Annotated in this window: 19 protein-coding genes; 5 read left to right on the forward strand and 14 right to left on the reverse strand. The window is 72.0% G+C overall.

All coding sequences use genetic code 11. The features are described from left to right. Positions 1 to 11: 11 nt before the first annotated feature. The 9 genes from ACWGDB_RS20200 to ACWGDB_RS20240 form a co-directional block, all read right to left on the reverse strand. Positions 12 to 1,067, reverse strand: coding sequence for a 2-aminoethylphosphonate ABC transporter substrate-binding protein (locus ACWGDB_RS20200; RefSeq protein WP_453823632.1), 1,056 nt, complete (start codon positions 1,065 to 1,067; stop codon positions 12 to 14). 69 nt (positions 1,068 to 1,136) lie between these two features. After that, positions 1,137 to 1,934, reverse strand: a complete 798-nt coding sequence (locus ACWGDB_RS20205) for an ABC transporter permease (protein WP_453823633.1) — start codon at positions 1,932 to 1,934, stop codon at positions 1,137 to 1,139. Continuing rightward, positions 1,921 to 2,817, reverse strand: coding sequence for a 2-aminoethylphosphonate ABC transporter permease subunit (locus ACWGDB_RS20210; protein ID WP_453823634.1), 897 nt, complete (start codon positions 2,815 to 2,817; stop codon positions 1,921 to 1,923). Before ACWGDB_RS20210 ends, ACWGDB_RS20205 begins: the two co-directional genes overlap by 14 nt. Beyond that, complete coding sequence (locus ACWGDB_RS20215; protein ID WP_453823635.1) at positions 2,810 to 3,868, reverse strand: ABC transporter ATP-binding protein; 1,059 nt, start codon at positions 3,866 to 3,868, stop codon at positions 2,810 to 2,812. Before ACWGDB_RS20215 ends, ACWGDB_RS20210 begins: the two co-directional genes overlap by 8 nt. Next, on the reverse strand, positions 3,865 to 4,551 hold the full coding sequence (locus tag ACWGDB_RS20220; protein WP_453823636.1) for a phosphonatase-like hydrolase: 687 nt from the start codon (positions 4,549 to 4,551) through the stop codon (positions 3,865 to 3,867). The genes ACWGDB_RS20215 and ACWGDB_RS20220 overlap by 4 nt, the downstream gene beginning before the upstream one ends. A gap of 5 nt (positions 4,552 to 4,556) precedes the next feature. After that, positions 4,557 to 5,681, reverse strand: a complete 1,125-nt coding sequence (locus ACWGDB_RS20225) for a TIGR03364 family FAD-dependent oxidoreductase (RefSeq protein WP_453823637.1) — start codon at positions 5,679 to 5,681, stop codon at positions 4,557 to 4,559. A 141-nt stretch (positions 5,682 to 5,822) separates the two neighbouring features. Continuing rightward, complete coding sequence (locus tag ACWGDB_RS20230; protein WP_453823638.1) at positions 5,823 to 6,578, reverse strand: GntR family transcriptional regulator; 756 nt, start codon at positions 6,576 to 6,578, stop codon at positions 5,823 to 5,825. Between the two features lie 31 nt (positions 6,579 to 6,609). Continuing rightward, positions 6,610 to 7,500 (reverse strand): hypothetical protein, encoded by an 891-nt coding sequence (locus ACWGDB_RS20235; protein WP_453823639.1) that lies wholly within the window; start codon positions 7,498 to 7,500, stop codon positions 6,610 to 6,612. Between the two features lie 132 nt (positions 7,501 to 7,632). Further along, on the reverse strand, positions 7,633 to 9,192 hold the full coding sequence (locus tag ACWGDB_RS20240) for an ROK family protein (protein ID WP_453823640.1): 1,560 nt from the start codon (positions 9,190 to 9,192) through the stop codon (positions 7,633 to 7,635). 56 nt (positions 9,193 to 9,248) lie between these two features. Here ACWGDB_RS20240 and ACWGDB_RS20245 point away from each other — a divergent pair, with 56 nt between their 5' ends. Both ACWGDB_RS20245 and ACWGDB_RS20250 read left to right on the forward strand, forming a co-directional pair. Continuing rightward, positions 9,249 to 10,322, forward strand: a complete 1,074-nt coding sequence (locus ACWGDB_RS20245) for a Gfo/Idh/MocA family protein (protein WP_453823641.1) — start codon at positions 9,249 to 9,251, stop codon at positions 10,320 to 10,322. Further along, positions 10,322 to 10,837, forward strand: coding sequence for a heme-degrading domain-containing protein (locus tag ACWGDB_RS20250; protein WP_453823642.1), 516 nt, complete (start codon positions 10,322 to 10,324; stop codon positions 10,835 to 10,837). Before ACWGDB_RS20245 ends, ACWGDB_RS20250 begins: the two co-directional genes overlap by 1 nt. Before the next feature lie 91 nt (positions 10,838 to 10,928). Here the strand turns inward: ACWGDB_RS20250 and ACWGDB_RS20255 are convergent, their stop codons facing one another. From ACWGDB_RS20255 to ACWGDB_RS20270, 4 genes are all read right to left on the reverse strand, one after another. Beyond that, positions 10,929 to 11,786, reverse strand: coding sequence for a fumarylacetoacetate hydrolase family protein (locus ACWGDB_RS20255; RefSeq protein WP_453823643.1), 858 nt, complete (start codon positions 11,784 to 11,786; stop codon positions 10,929 to 10,931). A 185-nt stretch (positions 11,787 to 11,971) separates the two neighbouring features. After that, positions 11,972 to 12,685, reverse strand: coding sequence for a YidC/Oxa1 family membrane protein insertase (locus ACWGDB_RS20260; protein WP_453823644.1), 714 nt, complete (start codon positions 12,683 to 12,685; stop codon positions 11,972 to 11,974). A 117-nt stretch (positions 12,686 to 12,802) separates the two neighbouring features. Further along, positions 12,803 to 13,114, reverse strand: a complete 312-nt coding sequence (locus ACWGDB_RS20265; RefSeq protein WP_369271292.1) for a DUF6412 domain-containing protein — start codon at positions 13,112 to 13,114, stop codon at positions 12,803 to 12,805. 95 nt (positions 13,115 to 13,209) lie between these two features. Continuing rightward, complete coding sequence (locus tag ACWGDB_RS20270) at positions 13,210 to 13,764, reverse strand: winged helix-turn-helix transcriptional regulator (protein ID WP_427844847.1); 555 nt, start codon at positions 13,762 to 13,764, stop codon at positions 13,210 to 13,212. Positions 13,765 to 13,833: 69 nt separating this feature from the next. On the opposite strand from ACWGDB_RS20270, the gene ACWGDB_RS20275 reads away from it, so the two are divergent. Further along, positions 13,834 to 15,246, forward strand: a complete 1,413-nt coding sequence (locus ACWGDB_RS20275) for an MFS transporter (protein ID WP_453823645.1) — start codon at positions 13,834 to 13,836, stop codon at positions 15,244 to 15,246. Positions 15,247 to 15,257: 11 nt separating this feature from the next. Here the strand turns inward: ACWGDB_RS20275 and ACWGDB_RS20280 are convergent, their stop codons facing one another. Next, positions 15,258 to 16,055 (reverse strand): class E sortase, encoded by a 798-nt coding sequence (locus ACWGDB_RS20280; protein ID WP_453823646.1) that lies wholly within the window; start codon positions 16,053 to 16,055, stop codon positions 15,258 to 15,260. A 344-nt stretch (positions 16,056 to 16,399) separates the two neighbouring features. Here ACWGDB_RS20280 and ACWGDB_RS20285 point away from each other — a divergent pair, with 344 nt between their 5' ends. Both ACWGDB_RS20285 and ACWGDB_RS20290 read left to right on the forward strand, forming a co-directional pair. Then, positions 16,400 to 17,872 (forward strand): beta-1,6-galactanase, encoded by a 1,473-nt coding sequence (locus ACWGDB_RS20285; RefSeq protein WP_453823647.1) that lies wholly within the window; start codon positions 16,400 to 16,402, stop codon positions 17,870 to 17,872. Between the two features lie 45 nt (positions 17,873 to 17,917). After that, positions 17,918 to 18,334 carry a hypothetical protein gene (locus ACWGDB_RS20290; protein ID WP_453823648.1) on the forward strand — a complete coding sequence of 139 codons (417 nt, stop codon included), beginning with the start codon at positions 17,918 to 17,920 and terminating at the stop codon, positions 18,332 to 18,334. Positions 18,335 to 18,343 lie beyond the last annotated feature (9 nt).

Raw genomic sequence — 18,343 nt, forward strand, 5'->3', positions numbered from 1 at the left:
TACGGGGTGGGTCAGCTGTCGGTGGCCGACTTCCAGGCGTCGACGTACGAGGTCAGGTTCTTGTCGATGTCGTCCCAGTCGGGCTCGAAGACCTCGACTCCGGCGATGATCTCGGCGAGCGCGGTGGCGTTGGCGTCGGTGGCCTTGACGTCCTGGCGGGCGCTGAAGCCGCCGCCGATCTCGCTGACCTGCTTCTGGGCGTCCTGGCTCAGCATGAAGTCGAGGAGCTTCCTGCCGTTCTCGGTGTGGGGGGCGTCGGTGACGAGACCGGCGGCGTAGGGCAGGGCGAAGGTGGTGGGCTTGCCGCCGTCCTTCGCAGGGAACCAGATGCCGAGGTTCGGCATGGTCTTGGACTGGGCGAAGTTCATCTGGACGTCACCGTTGGCGACGAGCAGTTCACCCTTGTCGACCTTGGGCGCGAGCTTGCCGGTGGAGGCGGAGGGTCCGACGTTGTTGGACTGGAGGTTGCGGAGGTAGTCCATGGCGGGCTTCTCGCCGCCGAAGTCGTGCATGGCCTTGATGAGCACGGCCGTTCCGTCGCCGGCGACGCCCGGGGTGGAGTACTGGAGCTTGTTCTTGTACGTGCCCTCCAGCAGCTCCTCCCACGTGGTGGGCGCCTGCTTCAGCTGGTTCTTGTTGTAGATGAACCCGAAGTAGTTGTTCACGACCGAGGTCCAGGTCGCGTCGGTGGCCTTGTCGGCGGCGCTGACCTGGTCGGCGCCCTTCGGGGCGTACTTCTGCAGCAGGCCCTTGCCGTCGGCCTGCTGGATGAAGGGCGGGAGCGTGACGATCACGTCGGCCTGCGGGTTGCCCTTCTCGCGGGCGGCGCGCTGCACCATCTCGCCCGAGCCGCCCTCGACGTACTCGACCTTGATGCCGGTCTGCTTCTCGAAGTCCTTGAAGATCCGGTCGTACCAGCCGTCGCCGTTCTCGCCCTTGAGTCCGTCGGCGCTGTAGACGGTGACGACCTTCTCGTCGGCGGCCGCGGAGTTACCGCCGCAGGCGGACAGGACCGGGGTGGTGAGGAGGGAGAGGGCTATGGCGAGCCTGAGGCTGTTTCTGGGCATGGCGGAGGAACTCCTTGCGCGTTGAGGGTTCTTGCGAGCGGGATCGGCGGGGCGAGCCGGGGCTGCGGGTCAGCGGTAGGAGGCTCGGGTGCGGATGCGGGAGACGGCGAACAGCGCGAGCAGGGTCGCCGTCATCAGGACCACCGCGAGGGCGGAGCCGGCGAAGAGGGCACCGCGGTCGGTGGCCGCGTAGATCAGGACGGGCAACGGGGTCCAGTCGGGCGGGTAGAGCATCATCGTGGCGCTCAACTCGCCCATGGACAGGGCGAAGCAGAGGCCGGCGGCAGCGGTGAGGGACGGCAGCAGGAGGGGGAGCCTGACCCGCCACAGCACGTACGCGGGCCGGGCGCCGAGGGAGGCGGCGGCCTGTTCGTACGCCGGGTCGAGGCGGGCGAGGGCGGCGGACACGGACTGGTAGGCGAAGGCGGTGACCAGGACGGTGTGGGCGAGGATCACGATCTGGCGGGTGCCGTTGAGCAGGAACGGCGGCTCTGAGAAGGCGACCAGGATCGCCAGGCCGACGACGACCGAGGGCACGGCTACCGGGAGGACGAAGAGCGCGTCCATGACCCGGCGGTGACGCTTCTTCAGCGCCGCCGCCGCGAGGGCCGCCCAGGTCCCGGCGGCCAGGGCGAGCAGGCTCGCGGCGGCGGCCGTGACCAGGCTGGTGGTGAGGGCCTGGAGGGCCTCGCCGCGGGTGGCTGCGCCGTAGTGGCCGGTCGTGAAGCCGGAGGGCAGCACGCTCGACCAGTTGGTGGCGAAGGAGGCACCGAGGACGACGAGGAGCGGAAGGGCGAACAGGGGCAGGAACAGGACGAGGAACAGGGCCCATACGGCCCACTTGGCCCCGCGGCTATGCACGAGCACGGCGGCTCACCACCCGGTAGAGGCCGTAGAGGCCCACGGAGATCAGGACGTTGACGACGGCGACCACGCACGCGCCCGGGTAGTCGGACTCCAGGATCGCCTTGCTGTAGACGAGCATCGGCAGGGTCGTGACGCCTTTCGCGCCGGTGAACAGGACGATGCCGAACTCGTTGAGGCACAGCACCAGCACGAGGCTGCCGCCCGCGGCGAGGGCGGGCAGCGCCTCGGGGAGGATCACCCGGCGGATGATGCGCAGCGGGCGCGCGCCGAGCGAACCGGCCGCCTCCAGCTGGGCGGTGTCCAGCTGGGAGAAGGCCGCGAGCAGCGGTCGTACGACGAACGGCGTGAAGTACGTGATCTCGGCGAGCAGGACCCCCCAGGGCGTGGTGAGGAACTGGAAGGGACCGTCCTGGGCGCCGGTGACGTCGGTCCACAGGCCGTTGGCCATGCCGACCGTGCCGTAGATGAACAGCAGGGCCAGCGTGATCAGGAAGGACGGGAAGGACAGGAAGACGTCGATGAAGCGGGCCACCGCCCGTGCCCCGGGGAAGGGCACGAAGGCGATGACGAGCGCGATCACGAATCCGAGGACCAGACACCCGACGGTCGAGCCGACGGCCAGCCACACGGTGGTCCACAGCGCCTCACGGAAGGCGTCGGAGGCGAAGACGTCGGCGTACGGCTCCAGCGAGGTACCGCCGGTGTCCGGCTGGAGGGACTGCTGGACCACGAGGGCGAGGGGGTAGAGGAAAAGGACGGAGAGCAAGGCGACCGGCGGGATGGCAGCCAACCAGGGGCGCGGGGGCCTGTTGGATTTGCGGCTACCGCCGCGCGGGCGCGACCAGCCACGACCTACCCTCAGCCGACGAACGACCTCAGACATGGCTCCCTCCTGCGGCCAGCAGTACCGCGTCGTCCGGGGAGAAGTGCAGGGTCACCTCGTCGCCGTGAGTGGGCGGGTCCCTGAGTTCGCGCAGGTCGGCGATGACCCGGTGGCCCTCGACCTCGACGTACAGCCGATGGGTGGACCCGCGCCACTGGATCTCGGTCACGGTCCCGGAAAGCCCGTTGGGTCCGTCGCCGAGGCCGACGAGGTGGGGCCGTATACAGAGCGTCGCCTTCGCACCCGGCGCCGCGCCCTCCGTGTCCACTTTCAGCTCGCCGCCGCCGAAGGCGACGCCGCCCGAACCGACCGTCACCGGCAGCAGGTTGGCGTTCCCGACGAAGGACGCGGTGAACTCGTCGGCGGGCGCCCGGTACAGCTCCCGCGGGGTGCCGCAGGCCTGGAGGCGGGCGCTGTCCATCACCGCGATCCGGTCGGCGAGGGTGAGGGCCTCGACCTGGTCGTGGGTGACGTACAGGATCGTGACGTCGGGCAACTCGCGGTGCAGCCGGGCCAGTTCGGCGAGCATGCCGGAGCGCAGGCGGGCGTCGAGGGCGGAGAGCGGTTCGTCGAGGAGGAGGACGCCGGGGCGGATGGCGAGCGCGCGGGCGATGGCGACGCGCTGCTGCTGGCCGCCGGACAGCTCGCGCGGGTGGCGGCGGGCGTAGGCGGCCATGCCCGTCATCTCCAGGGCCTCGGCGACCCGGGTGCGGATCTCGGCCTTGGAGACCCTGGGGGCCTTCTGCGCCTTCAGTCCGAAGGCGACGTTCTCCTCGACCCGCATGTGCGGGAAGAGCGCGTACTGCTGGACGACCATCCCGATGCCCCGCCGGTACGGCGGCAGGTCCGTCACGTCCTGTCCGCCGAGGAACACCCGCCCGGAGGCGGGCCGTACGAACCCGGCGACCGCCCGCAGCGCGGTGGTCTTGCCGGATCCGGACGGCCCGAGCAGCGCCATGACCTCGCCGGGCTCGACGGTGAGGTCGAGGGAGTCGAGGACGACGTTGCCGTCGTAGGCGACGCTGACGGAGTCGAAGCGGATGCCGCTCATGTCAGCACTCCTGGCAACTCCGCGACGGAGCCGAGGACATGGGTCGCGCCGGCCGCCCGCAGCGCGTCCGCGTCGTGCGCGCCGGTCAGGACACCGGCGACCAGGCCCGCGCCGGCGCGGACGCCGCTGAGCATGTCGTAGGAGGTGTCGCCGGCGACGGCGATCTCCCGGACGTCGTCGGCGGCCGCCGTCCGCAGGAGCGCGGTGAGGACCATGTCCGGGTACGGCCGCCCCCGGCCCCCGGCGTCGGCCGGGCACAGGGTGAGGGGGACGAGGTCCTGCCAGCCGAGCGCGTCGAGGATCGCGTCCTGGGTGACGCGGGCGAAGCCGGTGCTCAGCACGACGGTGCGACCGCCGGCCCGGAGCTCCTCGATGGCCTCGCGGGCGCCGGGGATCGGCGCGACGAGCCCGCCGTCGACGAGTGCGCCGTACGCCTTCTCGAAGGCGGCGTTGGCGCGCTGCGCCTTCTCCTCCTCGCCGAACAGATGCCGGAAGACGGAGATCTTGGACTCGCCCATGGTGGCGCGTACGTAGGCGAGCTTGTCGGCGTGGTCCGGGGAGCCGGGCTCGACGCCCAGTTCCGAGGCGGCCGCCGCGAAGGCCCGCTCGACGAGGCCGCCGTCGGCGACGGTCGTGCCGGCCATGTCGAGCACGACCAGCCGCGTGTGCTGATTGTTCGTCAACTTCTTCACCAACCCAATTCGTTCGCGGTCGTTTCGGCTATCGCGGGCGAGCAGGTCATCCCGCGCCCGCCGGGCCCGGTCACCAGCCACACCCCGTCGCACACCTGCTGCCGGTGCACGACCCGGGAGGTGTCCGTGCACTGCGCGTACACCCCGGCCCAGCGGCGCCGGATCTTCGGCAGCGGGCGGTCGAGGAGGGACTCGACGACCTCGGTGAGGTGGTCGTAGGGGTCCTCGAGGGTGTCGAAGGCGAAGGGGTGCTCGTACTCGTGGGTGTCGCCGATGGTCAGCCCGCCGTCGGCGCGCTGCACCATCAGCAGCTGCATCCGGTGGGCCGCGGCGGTCTCGGCCTGCGCCTGACCGGCGTTGAGGGCGTCGAGCGCGGCGGAGGCGTACGCCGGGTAGTAGCGGAAGCTGTCCGAGTCGGCGACCGAGGTGGTCAGCGGCTCGCCCAGCGGGGCGGTCTGCATCATCTGCAGGCGGACGCGGCGCACGGGCAGGTCGGGGCCCGCCAGCTCGCGGACCAGGCCGCCGAGCCAGGCGCCCGTGCACAGGACGACGACGTCACCGCTGTGGACGTCCCCGTGGTCGTCGCGGACGGCGCTGCCGCCGATGACCTCGCGGACCTCCCGGCCGGGCCTGAAGGTGTAGTTCGGGGACTTCAGCAGTTCCTCGCGCAGGGCGAGCTGTGCGGTGCGCGGCTCGACGGCGGCGTCCCGCTCGCAGTACAGGGCGGCGGTGAAGTCGCCACGCAGGGCGGGGTTCACGGCACGCGCCTCGTCGGGCGTCAGCAGTTTGTGTCCGCGGGCGGCGGCGTCCTCGCGCGCCACGGCGGCCTCGGCGACGGCGAGCTCCAGGTCGCCGCGGACGGGGGTCAGAGAGCCGTTCGGCCGGAAGCCGAGGCCCGGCACGCGGGCTCCGATCTCCTCCCACATCTCCCGGGCCCTGAGCGCGGTCCGCAGCTCCTCGCCGCCCGCGCGTCCGCTCACCCAGATCTGTCCGAAGTTGCGCAACGACGCGCCGCGAGCCTCCGCCTCGCGCTCGATCTGTACGACCTCGTGGCCGCGTTCCACTGCTTGCCAGGCGTGCATGGTGCCCACCACGCCGGCTCCGACGACTATCACTCTCACGACGGCCACGCTCCTCGGGATCGGGTAACCGGAAGGGTCCGGCTGACAACGAGAGCGTGAACTGGCCATCACGTTTGGGCTAGACCCGTTACTCTTTCGTGATATTCGATGGCATGGCGAACGGGTGGAATTCCGGACTTTTCAGCCGCGCAAACGGGTGGTGAACGAGAACCGGTCCCCCCGGAACAGCGTCCGCACCCGCTCCAGCGGTTCCCCTTCGGTGTCCCGTGAGACCCGGTGGATCAGCAGCATCGGGAGGGCGGGCGGAGTCCCGATGAGCAGCGCCTCGCGCGGGGTCGCCAGCACGGTCTCCAGGCGCTCGTCGGCGTCGCCGAAGACGATGCCCTGTCCGTGCAGGAAGGCGTAGAAGGAGGAGTCGGGGTCGAAGTCGGCGTCCAGCCGGGGCACCCGGGCGACGGCGACGTACGTGCTCTCCAGGCCGACCCGCTCGTCGTCGGCGAGCAGGACGCGCTCCATGTGCCAGACGGGCTCGCCGCGTACGAGGCCGGTCTCGGCGGCGAGGGCGGCGGGGCAGGGGAAGCGGTCGAGGGTGACGAGGCTACGGCCGGGGGTGCGGCCCTGCCGCCGTACGCCCTCGGTGTAACTGGCGAGGGAGAGGGGCTGTTCGAGCTTGGGCCCGGCGACGACCGTGCCCCGTCCCCGCCGCCGCAGCTTGCCCTCCAGCACCAGTTCGCGGATCGCCTGCCGGACGGTCTCGCGGGCGACCTCGTACTCCTCGGAGAGGTCGCGCTCGGTGGGGAGGGGGTCGCCCTCGCCGAGTTCGCCGACGAGGAGGTCGAGCCGGGCCTTCACCGCGTAGTACTTCGGGATCCGGCCGTGCTCCGGGATGCCCTGGCGCACGGGGGCGCCGGGGGCCTGGTTGTTCGGGTAGTCCACGCAGGGATCGTCGCAGACGGGGCGGGCACCCTCAGCGGCGCCTCCGGGCGACGAGCAGCGTGATGCCGGCCAGGAGGAGGGCCGCGGTGGTGGCGAAGGTGGCACCGGGGGGTGTGAGGCCGGTACGGGCCAGTTCGTCGGCGAGGCTGAGATGGCCGCGGGGGTTGTCGGCGCCGGGGGTCGCCGAGGGGTTCGCCGCGGCGGAGGCGGCCGGGGAGGCCGAGGACTCGCGGTCGGCCGGGTCGGTGGGAGAGGCCGGGTCGGCCGGCTCGGCCTTACCGGTCGGGTGGGCCGGGTCTGCCGGGTCGGCGTCGATGGTGAAGCGGTAGTCGTTGGACTGGCCGACCCAGTCACCGTCGCCCTCGTGACGCTGGACGACGGCCGCGTTGGCCGTGACCTTGTTCGGTACGGCGTCCGAGGTGACGGCGAGCCGGACCTTCACGGTGACCGTCCTGCGGGGGCCGACGGTGAAGCCGGGGAAGTCGCCGGACCCGCCGAAGGCGCCGACGAGTTCGTCCTCGTCGGTGGTCTCGAAGCGGACGGGGTGGGGGCGGGCCCGGTCCGGGCCGCCGTCCGTGCCGCCCTTCGGGCTGCTGCTCGGACTGCCGCTCGGGCTGCCGTAGAACTCCAGGCGGGGCTGGGACGGCTTGAGGGCCCGCTCGGCGTCGATGAGGACGACGACGGGGTGGATGCCGGTGCAGGTCCGGCCGGTCTTGTTGGTGAGGTCCAGGTACCAGGTGCCGAATCCGCCGCCGGCCACGTAGGAGTCGGGGCCGCCGTGGAGGCGGGTCGTGAGGGGGAAGGCCCGGTCGTCGGTGGCGCAGCTGGGCAGCTCGGCCGAGGGCGCCGCGTGCACCGGGGGCGCCGCGGCGAGGAGGGCGGCTGCTGCGAGGCAGAGGGAGGCGGGTGAGTGCAGTCGCATGAACACATGACCATGCCGGGTGGGGGCGGGTTCCCGGCGATGCCATTCCGTACCGCTTCGCAAGTCCGCTCGATCAGCGGACGCCCGCCGCGGGGACCGAGGGCGCAGCCACGAGCCTCAACGCCGCCGCCCTCACCCCTCGGCCCGCCCGAACAGCGGCGCCAGCAGCAACTGGGCCGCCCCCTCGGCGACCCCGCGCTCCCCGCCTGCGGCGACCCGCACCGGCACGGCGTCCTCGCCCGCGCGCCGGGCACGCTCGTCGAGAACGGCGGCGACACCGCGTACGAAGGTCTCCGGCGCGGCGGCGACCGTACGGCCGCCCAGCAGCACGAGGTCGACGTCGAGCAGCGCGACCAGGTTGCCCGCGGCCGTGCCGAGCACTCGGGCCGCCTCCGCCAGGTCACCGCGGGCCACGGCGGCCAGGCACAACGCCTCGACACACCCACGGTTGCCGCACCCGCAGGGCGGGCCGTCCAGCTGGACGACCTGATGCCCGAACTCCCCAGCCCCGGTACGGGTCCCGCGATGCACCGCTCCCCCGATGACCAGCCCGCCGCCGAGGCCGGCGCCGAAGTGGAGGTAGGCGAAGGAGGCGGCGGAAGCGGAGGCGCCGGACGCGGGGGCGCCCGAGGCGGAGGCACCCGACGCGGAGACACCCGAAGCAGGGACACCCGACGCGGAGACACCCGACGCGGAGACACCCGAAGCAGGGACACCCGAAGCGGAGACACCCGACGCGGAGACACCCGAAGTGGAGACACCCGAAGCAGGGACACCCGACGCGGAGACACCCGACGCGGAGACACCCGAAGCAGGGACACCCGACGCGGAGACACCCGACGCGGAGACACCCGAAGCAGGGACACCCGACGCGGAGGCGCCGGACGCAGAGGCGCCGGACGCGGCAGTGACAGGCGTGGTGGTGCCGGAGCCGCTCGTCCCGGAGGCGCTCGCGTCGGCCCCGGCAATGACGGGTGCGGCGCCGCCGGACCCGGCCGTGACTGGCGCGGCCGTGCCGGACGCCGCCGCACCCCCAACCGCACCGCGCACCGCAAGCCCGAGCGCCGCCGCGTTGGTGTCCTTGTCGACCACGACCGGCAACGAGAGGCGCCGGGCGAGCACGTCGCGCAGCGGGAAGCCGTTCCACTCCGGGAACCCGGTGACCCGGTGGAGCACACCGCGCCGGTGGTCGAGCGGCCCGGGCAGCGCCACGCCGACGCCGAGCACGGCACCCCGCCGACCATCCCCGGCCACCAACTCCCCCACCTCCCGCACAGCACGCTCGACGACCGTCTCCGCACCGGCCCCCAGGTCCAGCGGGGCCCGGCGCCGGGCGATCACGGCACCGGTCAGATCGCAGAGCACGGCCGTCAGCTCGTCCCGGTCCAGGTGCACGCCGACCGCATACCCGGCCTCCGGTACCAGCCGCAGCACCGTGCGCGGCTTGCCTCCCGTCGACGCCCGGCGCCCCGCCTCCGCCACGAGCCCGTCCTCCCGCAGCCGGGCGGTGATCTTGCTGACCGCCTGCGGGGTGAGGCCGGTGCGCTCGGCGAGCTCGAGCCGGCTGATGCCCTCGGGACCGGCCGTGCGCAGCAGGTCGAGCACGAGCGCGGTGTTGTGACTGCGCAGGGCGCCCAGATTCACGCCACCCACCACGCCACCGTTCAAGCCACTGTCCACACCATGCTTCACGCACCCATTGTCCCCGGCGCTTGCACTTTGGCAACAGCGTTGCGAAAGTGGGTTTCATGAGTGCTACTCCCCTCCGCGTCGGCCTGGTCGGCTACGGCCTCGCAGGCTCCGTCTTCCACGCCCCGCTGATCGCCACCACCGAGGGGCTCGCCCTGGACACGGTGGTCACGTCGAACCCCGAGCGGCAGAAGCAGGCCCGCACCGAGCACCCGGACGTACGCGTCGCCGCCACGCCCGACGAACTGCTCGCCCGCGCCGACGACCTCGACCTGGTCGTCATCGCGTCCCCCAACAAGACGCACGTCCCGCTGGCGACCGCCGCCCTGAAGGCGGGCCTCCCCGTCGTCGTCGACAAGCCGATCGCCGGCACCGCGGCCGAGGCACGCGAGCTGGCGGCGCTGGCCGAGGAGCGCGGCCTGCTCCTGTCGGTCTTCCAGAACCGCCGCTGGGACAACGACTTCCTGACGCTGCGCAAGCTCCTGGCCGAGGGCGAACTGGGCGACGTATGGCGCTTCGAGTCCCGCTTCGAACGCTGGCGTCCGCAGCCCAAGGGCGGCTGGCGGGAGTCCGGCGACCCGACAGAGATCGGAGGTCTGCTGTACGACCTCGGCAGTCATGTCGTCGACCAGGCTCTGGTCCTCTTCGGCCCGGTCACGCAGGTGTACGCCGAGGCGGTCGTCCGCCGCGCCGGCGCGGAGACGGACGACGACACGTTCATCGCGCTCACGCACGCGAACGGCGTCCGCTCCCACCTGTACGCCTCCGCGACGACCGCCCAACTGGGCCCGCGTTTCCGGGTGCTGGGCTCGAAGGCGGGCTACGTCAAGTACGGCCTGGACCCGCAGGAGGCGGCGCTGCGCGAGGGGCAGCGCCCGGACACGACGGCCGGCTGGGGCACGGAACCCGAGTCACTGTGGGGCCCGGTCGGTTCCGGCGAGTCTCCCTTGACGGGAGGCGGACGCGTCGAACCCACCCTCCCAGGCGACTACCCCGCCTACTATGCGGCCGTGGCAAAGGCCCTGCTGGACGGCGGCCCCAACCCGGTGACGGCCCTGGAGGCGGCATCCGCCCTCGACGTCCTGGAAGCGGCACACCGTTCGGCACGCGACGCAGTGGTGGTGAAGCTGTGATGACCAACAAGACGCACAACCCGGAGATCACCCCGAAGTTCCACCCGGAGATCACCCCGCCCCTGGAGGAGCTGGAGGCCCAGGAACGTGGCCTGGTCTTCCGGCAGTTCACCTACGAGGACGCGTGGGCGCTCGGCTCCCTCCTCGTCGAGATGGCCCGCGAGCGCCAGGCTCCGGTCGCCATCGACATCCACCGGGCCGGCCAGCAGCTCTTCCACGCGGCCCTGCCCGGCTCCACCCCCGACAACGACGCCTGGATCGCCCGCAAGCGCCGGGTGGTGGAGCGCTACGCCACGTCCTCCTACGTCGTCGGCGCCCGCTTCCGCGCCAAGGGCACGACCTTCGAGGACTCCTCCCGCCTGGACCCCGACACCTACGCGGCCCACGGCGGCTCCTTCCCCATCAACGTCGAGGGCGCGGGCGTCATCGGGTCGGTGACGGTGAGCGGCCTGCCCCAACTGGAGGACCACCGCATGGTGGTGGAGGCGCTGGAGCACTTCCTGGAGAAGCGGTAAGGGCAGCGCCCTTGTCTTTCAGGGGCGCGGGGAACTGCGCGACCAGCCACGGAAGGCCCGCAGCCGCCGTACCGCGCGCAGTCCCCACTCCCTAGGCGTTCTTGAGTTCCTGCCGCTGCCGACCGAGCCCCTCGATCTCCAGCTCCACCACGTCCCCGGCCCGCAGATACGGCTTCGGCTCGGGCCGCCCCATGGCAACCCCCGCCGGCGTCCCCGTGTTGATGACGTCCCCGGGATACAGCGTCATGAACTGGCTGACGTACCGCACGACTTCGGCGACGGGAAAGATCTGCTCGGCCGTGGTGCCGTCCTGCTTCAGCTCGCCGTTGACCCACAGCTTCAGCGCGAGGTTCTGCGGGTCCGGCACCTCGTCCGCCGTCACCAGCCAGGGCCCCAGCGGGTTGAACGTCTCGCAGTTCTTGCCCTTGTCCCAGGTCCCGCCCCGCTCGATCTGGAACTCCCGCTCGGACACGTCGTGCGCCACCGCGTACCCGGCGACATGCGCGAGCGCCTCCTCGGCCGACTCCACATGCCGGGCCGTACGTCCGATGACGACCGCGAGCTCGACCTCCCAGTCGGTCTTGGTCGACCGGCGAGGGACCAGCACCGTGTCGTTCGGTCCGACGACCGTGTCCGCGGCCTTGAAGAAGATGACCGGCTCGGCGGGCGGCTCGGCGCCGGTCTCGCGGGCGTGGTCGTGGTAGTTCAGCCCGATGCACACGACCTTGCCGATGCGCCCCAGCGGCGGCCCGACCCGCAGCCCGGTGGCGTCCAGCTCGGGCAGCTCACCGGCGTCCGCCGCCGCGCGGATCCGGCCGAGCGCGGCGGCGTCGGCGAGCAGCGCTCCGTCGATGTCCGGCACGACGCCCGACAGGTCCCGCAGGGTCCCCTCGGCGTCGAGCAGCGCGGGCCGCTCCGCTCCTGCCGTACCGACTCGCAGCAGCTTCATGATCACAATCTCCCTCGATCGCGGGGCGCCCGCCGACGGGTGCAGCCATCGGAGGACTGGTCGATCCTCCAAGGTCTACGGCCAGTCCGCAATACCCGGTTCACGTACTGGACCGTAGGCTCGGAGGACGGCGGACCCCAGGTCGCGGCCGCGACGGGTCCGCACCGGTCAGCGGCGGGGCTCGGTCAGCGATAGAGGACAGCCCGCTCCACCGCGCTCCACGTCGTACTGGTCACGACGTACAACGCGGCCGCCAGCGGCACCACCGCCACGGTGAAGAGCGTGAAGAAGGACATGAACGGCATGACCTTGCTCATGGCCCCCATCCCCGGCACCGGCTCCCCGTCGACCACCGGCACCGCCGGATTCGCGGCCATCATCCGCTTCGTACGGCTGTAGTTGAACGCGGCGACGCAGGCGACGACCACGAACAGCCCGACGTACACGAGCGCGGCACCCCCGAACGCACCACCGTCGCCGAGCGCGTCCGCCCACCGGTCCCCGAGGGGCGCGGCGAAGAGCTGGTGCGACAGCAGCTCGTTCGCCTTCCCGCCGATCGTCGTGTTCGAGAACAGGTGGTAGAGGAGGAAGAAGGCGGGCAGCTGGAACAGGCTGGGCAGGCACCCGGACAGCGGCGACACCTTCTCCTTGGTGTGCAGCTCCAGCACGGCCTGCTGGAGCCGCTCGGGGTTCTTCCCATGCTTCTTGCGCAGCTCGGCGATCTTCGGCTGGAGCTCGGCCCGCGCCTTCTGCCCGCGCGCTGAGGCCCGGGACAGCGGATGCACGAGCAGCCGTACGAGCGCGGTGAACAGGACGATCGCGGCGGCGGCCGCGGTGGCGCCGAACAGTGGTTGGAGCAGGTCGGCGAGTTGCTGAACAAGGTCGGCGAAAACGGACATGGGTGAGCCCTCCGAGGGTCTCGTCGTGCCGGTGGAATGAGAGAAATGCCGGAAATCGGCATGGCGGCATGACGACCCGCGCGGGGTCACACGTGGGAGCTGGTTCGGGTGCGTGCCCTACGCGGCGGTCGCCGGGAGGGCGTGTCCGGGTGCCCGGGGCCGGGGCCGGCCCGAGGCGTCGGGGTCGCGTTGCGGCAGGAATGCCGTACGGCGGGCCCGGTCGCGGATGGCGGTGCGCACGCGCGTGGGCGCCACCGCGGGGGCGGCGCGCGAGGCGAGGAGCGAGCAGACGGCGAACGCGGAGCCGGCGGCGGCGGTCGCGGCCAGCGCGACGGTCGCGGAGAGGCTGCCGGTGTCGAGCAGGGCGATCTCGAGGAAGAGCAGTACCAGCACGGCGGCGGGACGCAGACGGGTCCAGCTGCGGATCATCGACGGCCCTCCCCTCGTGAGCACTTGCCCCGCCGAACTCGTCCTGACGAACGTGCCCGGTCGAACTCGTCCAGTCGAACTCGTCCTGACGTTCGTTATACAGGATGCCCGGGATCCGTCACGCCGGCCGGTTCGGCCTCGATGGGCTGCAGCAGGCGCTTGGGCCCGAGCAGGGCCCGGCTGACCGGGTCCGCCGGGTTCGGATCGAGTCCGGGTCCCGGCACCATCTCGACGTCCGGAACGGGTACCACGGTTCCACAGGCCGGGCATTCGCCGTACGGGCCGAGTTCCGTGCCGCAGTCGGCGTGCCGGAAGACGCGCAACTTTTCCTCGCCGAAGTGCTCGCGGCCCCACAGGCCGAGCGAGCGCAGGGTGGGCCACAGCGCGATGCCCCGGTCAGTGAGGACGTACTCGTCGCGCGGCGGCGACTGCTGGTACCGGCGCTTGTCGAGGATGCCCTCCGCGGTGAGCGCCTGGAGGCGGGCCGCCAGGACGGCGCGCGGGATGCCGAGGTGGACGAGGAAGTCGTTGTAGCGCCGGACGCCGTACAGGGCGTCGCGGACGACGAGCAGCGTCCAGCGTTCGCCGACGATCTCCAGTGCCCGGGCGATCGAGCACTCCTGTGTCGCGTAGTCCTTGCCCAGTGCCATGGCGCCCACTGTAACGCCTTTCCACCTTCTTGGTTCAATGACCGAACCTACGATGTTACGGTGGGACACATGCCCCGGTTCAATGAACGAACTCTCACTGCGGCGCCCACCGAGACGCCGGCCGCGCCCGCCGCGGAGCAGCCCGCGAACCCGCGTGCCACGCTCGCCCTCACCAGCGCCGCCACCGCCGTGGCCCTGATGACGTACACCGCGCCGATGGTCACGCTCCCGCAGACCGCCGCCGCCCTGCACACCCCGCTCTCCGCCCAGGCCTGGCTCCTGAACGGCACCCCGCTCGGGCTGGCCGCACTCCTGCTGGTGGCCGGCAGCCTCGCCGACGACTACGGCCGCCGCCGGATCTTCGTCGCCGGCACCTTCGCCCTGGGCATCACCACCGCCCTGGGCGCCCTGACGACGACCACCTGGCTCTTCACGCTGGCCCGCGTCGCCCAGGGCGCGGCGAGCGCGGCCCTCCTCGCCAGCAGCCTCGGCCTGATCGTCCACGCCTTCCCGACCGCACGCGGCCGCCTGCACGCGACCGGCGTCTGGGGCGCGTTCGTGAGCGGCGGCATCGCGCTCGGCCCGGTCGTCGCCGGCGCGATGCCGAACTGGCGGATCGGGTACGGCGTCCTGGGCGCCGCCGCACTGATGGTGGCGGCCCTGTCCGGGCGCACGCTGACCGAGTCCCGCGCCCCGCGCGGCGGCCGCCCCGACCTCGCCGGAGCCGTCACCTTCGGGCTGGCCCTGGTCGCCCTGGTGGCGGCGCTGACCCTGGGCCGGGACGGCTGGCTGAGGGCACCCGTGGGCCTGCTGCTCCTGGCGAGCGTGGCCCTGCTGGGTCTCTTCGTCGTGGTGGAGCGCCGCACGGCGACCCCGATGATCGACCTGTCCCTGCTCCGCCGCCCCCGCTTCCTCGCGTCCTCCGCCGGCGGCCTGTTCACGGGGCTCGCGGTGATCGGCCTGTTCAGCTTCCTGCCGGCACTGCTCCAGCAGACGCTCGGCCTGTCCGCGATGGACACGGCATGGCTGTTCCTTCTCTGGTCCGGCCTGTCCTTCGCGGTCGCCCTCCAGGCCCGCAGACTGTCCGGCCGGGTGTCACCGCGGTGGCAGCTGGCGATCGGTTTCGTCCTCCACGCGGGCGGCGCCCTGGCGATGCTGGGCGCACTCGACGCGGGTTCCTGGCCCCGGCTGCTGCCCGGTCTGCTGCTGGCCGGCATCGGCAGCGGCCTGCTGAACGCCGCGCTGCCGCTGCTCGCGGTGGAGTCCGTACCGGCCCAGCGCGCCGCGATGGGCTCGGGCGCCCAGCAGACCTTCCGCTACATCGGCTCCTGCGCCGGAGTGGCCCTGACCATCGCCCTCGCCACATCCGCCGGGAGCGGCCTGGCACGGGGCGCGGACATCGCGATGGTGGTGTCGGCGGGGCTGGCGCTGGTGGCGGCGGTGAGCGTGGGCGTGCTGCGGGAGCGGGGGGCGGCAGCCTGAGGGCTGCGGCTTCAGCGCGGGCGCATCGACACGAGCTTGCCCCACACCACCAGGCGGTACTTCGAGGTGTACTCGGGCGTGCAGGTGGTGAGGGTGAGGTAGTAGCCCGGGCGCTCGTACCCGTAGCCCGGCTTGACGCCGGAGCGCGGGACGGGCCGGATGACGCCGCCGTCATGGGCTGCGGTCCGCGGCAGGGTCTGGTCGACGGCGTACGTGTAGGTCGCGCTCCGCGTCTCGACCCGCACGATGTCCTTGGGCGCGAGCCGGTTGATGTACCGGAAGGGCTCACCGTGGGTGTTGCGGTGCCCGGCGACGGCGAAGTTGCCGGCCTGGCCCGGCTGCCCGGTGCCGGGATAGTGGCCGACGTAGCCCTTGTTGAGCACACCCGCTTTGCCGACGCCCTCGGCGACGGGCACGCGGAGGCCGAGGCGCGGAATGCTCAGGATGGCGTAGGCCTGGGACCAGTCGGGGGCGGGCGGGGCCGCGGTACGGCGCCGGGTGCCGGCGGTGGGCTCGGCCGCCCCGGTGTCCGCGGGGACCTCCGCGAGCGGGGGTTCGGCCGCGGCCGACGGCGCCGATACGGCCGTACGGGAGTCGCCGCCCGCGCCGTCCCAGGCCCGCTCCAGGGCACGGACCTCGCGCCCGGCGCCCTCCCTCGCCTGCCGGTTGGTCCACCACACCTGGTGGACGACCAGCAGCAGAAGCACCACCCCGACGGTGACGAGCACCTCCCCGCCACCCCACAGCACGCGGCGCCGAAGGGCCCGCCGCCGAAGCCCGCTGTGCCGCACGACGCGAACCCGCACCATCCGTGAGCCTCCTTCGCCGGGCCGCCCGCACGAGGGGGGCGCCCGCACGATAAAGGGCGGGGCGCGAGGTCTCCAGAGCCGTACGCACACCAGTCGCGACGCCTGTCCCGGCACCGTCCCGACCCAGCCCTCACGCCCTCCCAACACCCGCCCGTCCCGGCCGCGTCCGACCCTCCGAACGCTTCCCCAGCCCTTCCTCCACAGGTTTGAGAAAGGGCTGTCAGAAACCTCGACAACCTCACACGCCACACCCGATGCTTCCTGACGGCACGAACGGGACAAGCCACGGAGCCGGTTCGACGACGACAGCGCCGACACCGGCCGTTGAGCGAAGCGGAGAAGTCATGATCCGACGTAGAACTCTGCTGGCGGCATCGGGCGGCGCACTCCTCGGCAGCGCCCTGGCGACGGGCACCGCCCACGCGGACGCCACCATCGCCGTCAACCCCGGCACGTCGTACGGCACCTGGGAGGGCTGGGGCACGTCCCTGGCCTGGTGGGCGAACGTCTTCGGCAACCGGAACGACTTCGCCGACCTGTTCTTCACCACCAACTCGGTGACGTACAACGGCACGACCCTCCCCGGCCTCGGCCTCAACATCGCCCGGTACAACCTCGGCGCGTGCAGCTGGAACAGCGTGAACGGCGAGACGATGGCCGAGTCGCCGAACATCCCCGGCTTCAAGCAGATCGAGGGCTTCTGGCAGGACTGGAACAACGAGGACCCCACCTCCTCGGCCTGGGACTGGAGCGCGGACGCGAACCAGCGCGCGATGCTGGTGAAGGCGACGGCTCGCGGCGCGACCACGGAACTCTTCGCCAACTCCCCCATGTGGTGGATGTGTTCCAACCACAACCCGTCCGGTGCGGCGGACGGCGGCAACAACCTCCAGACCTGGAACTACCGCCAGCACGCCTCCCATTTGGCGGCCACGGCCCTGTACGCCAAGAACAACTGGGGCGTGAACTTCGCGACGGTCGACCCCTTCAACGAGCCGGCGTCGAGCTGGTGGACGGCGACCGGCACCCAGGAGGGCTGCCACCTGGACCCGGCGGTCCAGACGGCCGTACTCCCGTACATGCGCAGCGAGTTGGACGGCCGCGGCCTGACGGGCGTCCGCATCGCGGCCTCGGACGAGACGAACTACGACACGGCCCGCTCCACGTGGGCATCCTTCGGTACGTCGACGAAGGCCCTCGTCTCACAGGTCAACGTGCACGGCTACCAGGGCTCGGGCGGCCGTAGGGACCTCCTCCACACGGACGTGGTGACGACGTCCGGCAAGAAACTCTGGAACTCGGAGACGGGCGACAGCGACGGCACCGGCCTCACCATGGCCTCCAACCTCTGCTACGACTTCCGCTGGCTGCACCCGACCGCCTGGTGCTACTGGCAGGTCATGGACCCGTCGACGGGCTGGGCGATGATCGCGTACGACGCGAACACCCTCCAACCCACCACAATCCAGACGAAGTACTACGTCATGGCCCAGTTCAGCCGGCACATCCGCCCCGGCATGCGGATCCTGGACACGGGTGTGAGCTACGCCGCGGCGGCCTACGACGCGTCGGCGCGCCGCCTGGTGATCGTGGCGGTGAACACGTCGGCGTCGGCCCAGGCGCTGACCTTCGACCTGTCCCGCTTCTCGACGGTGAGCGGCGGCTCGGGCGGCCTGGTCCCGCGCTGGAACACGGTGACGACGGGCGGGGACCAGTACCGGGCGTACGCGAACACGTACCTGAGCGGAAAGTCGGTGGCGGTGCCGTTCGCGGCGAAGGCGGTGCAGACGCTGCAGATCGACGGGGTGGTGATCTGACGCGCCGGACGCAACCGGAGGCCTGTCCGGAACGTCGTGTGTCACGTGACGAAAGCAGCCACGCGAGCGAAGGATGACGAGCGCGGGCGCCCGCCCCGAGCCGGCCCCCGATTCGGCCTGTCGGCGCCCGCGCTGGCGAACCTGGCCCTCGGCGTACCCGCGATCATCCCGCTCCACCTGACGTACTGGCTGCTGACCGACTACCTCCCCTCGGACTGTGACGCCTTCGCGACCGGTCCGGAACTGAGGGAGATGTCGAACTGCGACTACCACACGCTCGATCACGCGCCCGTGGTGATGTTCCTGCTGGCGGTGACCGGGACGACGCTGCTGATCGCGCTGCTGGCTGTGAACGTCCGCGGCCCCCGGCGCCGCAAGGACGCCCGCCCCGCCCGCTGGCCGGCCATGGCGCCCTTGATCACGGTGCCCTTCCTCGTACTGCTCTGGCTGGCAAAGGCATAGGGACAGCCG

Source organism: Streptomyces sp. NPDC055013, from assembly GCF_053608645.1.

Excerpts from the sequence above, each read along its gene's own strand:
- ACWGDB_RS20200 (WP_453823632.1), bottom strand. The coding sequence starts at position 1,067 with ATGCCCAGAAACAGCCTCAGGCTCGCCATAGCCCTCTCCCTCCTCACC.
- ACWGDB_RS20210 (WP_453823634.1), bottom strand. The coding sequence starts at position 2,817 with ATGTCTGAGGTCGTTCGTCGGCTGAGGGTAGGTCGTGGCTGGTCGCGC.
- ACWGDB_RS20215 (WP_453823635.1), bottom strand. The coding sequence starts at position 3,868 with ATGAGCGGCATCCGCTTCGACTCCGTCAGCGTCGCCTACGACGGCAAC.
- ACWGDB_RS20235 (WP_453823639.1), bottom strand. The coding sequence starts at position 7,500 with ATGCGACTGCACTCACCCGCCTCCCTCTGCCTCGCAGCAGCCGCCCTC.
- ACWGDB_RS20245 (WP_453823641.1), top strand. The coding sequence starts at position 9,249 with ATGAGTGCTACTCCCCTCCGCGTCGGCCTGGTCGGCTACGGCCTCGCA.
- ACWGDB_RS20250 (WP_453823642.1), top strand. The coding sequence starts at position 10,322 with ATGACCAACAAGACGCACAACCCGGAGATCACCCCGAAGTTCCACCCG.
- ACWGDB_RS20255 (WP_453823643.1), bottom strand. The coding sequence starts at position 11,786 with ATGAAGCTGCTGCGAGTCGGTACGGCAGGAGCGGAGCGGCCCGCGCTG.
- ACWGDB_RS20260 (WP_453823644.1), bottom strand. The coding sequence starts at position 12,685 with ATGTCCGTTTTCGCCGACCTTGTTCAGCAACTCGCCGACCTGCTCCAA.
- ACWGDB_RS20265 (WP_369271292.1), bottom strand. The coding sequence starts at position 13,114 with ATGATCCGCAGCTGGACCCGTCTGCGTCCCGCCGCCGTGCTGGTACTG.
- ACWGDB_RS20270 (WP_427844847.1), bottom strand. The coding sequence starts at position 13,764 with ATGGCACTGGGCAAGGACTACGCGACACAGGAGTGCTCGATCGCCCGG.
- ACWGDB_RS20275 (WP_453823645.1), top strand. The coding sequence starts at position 13,834 with ATGCCCCGGTTCAATGAACGAACTCTCACTGCGGCGCCCACCGAGACG.
- ACWGDB_RS20280 (WP_453823646.1), bottom strand. The coding sequence starts at position 16,055 with ATGGTGCGGGTTCGCGTCGTGCGGCACAGCGGGCTTCGGCGGCGGGCC.
- ACWGDB_RS20285 (WP_453823647.1), top strand. The coding sequence starts at position 16,400 with ATGATCCGACGTAGAACTCTGCTGGCGGCATCGGGCGGCGCACTCCTC.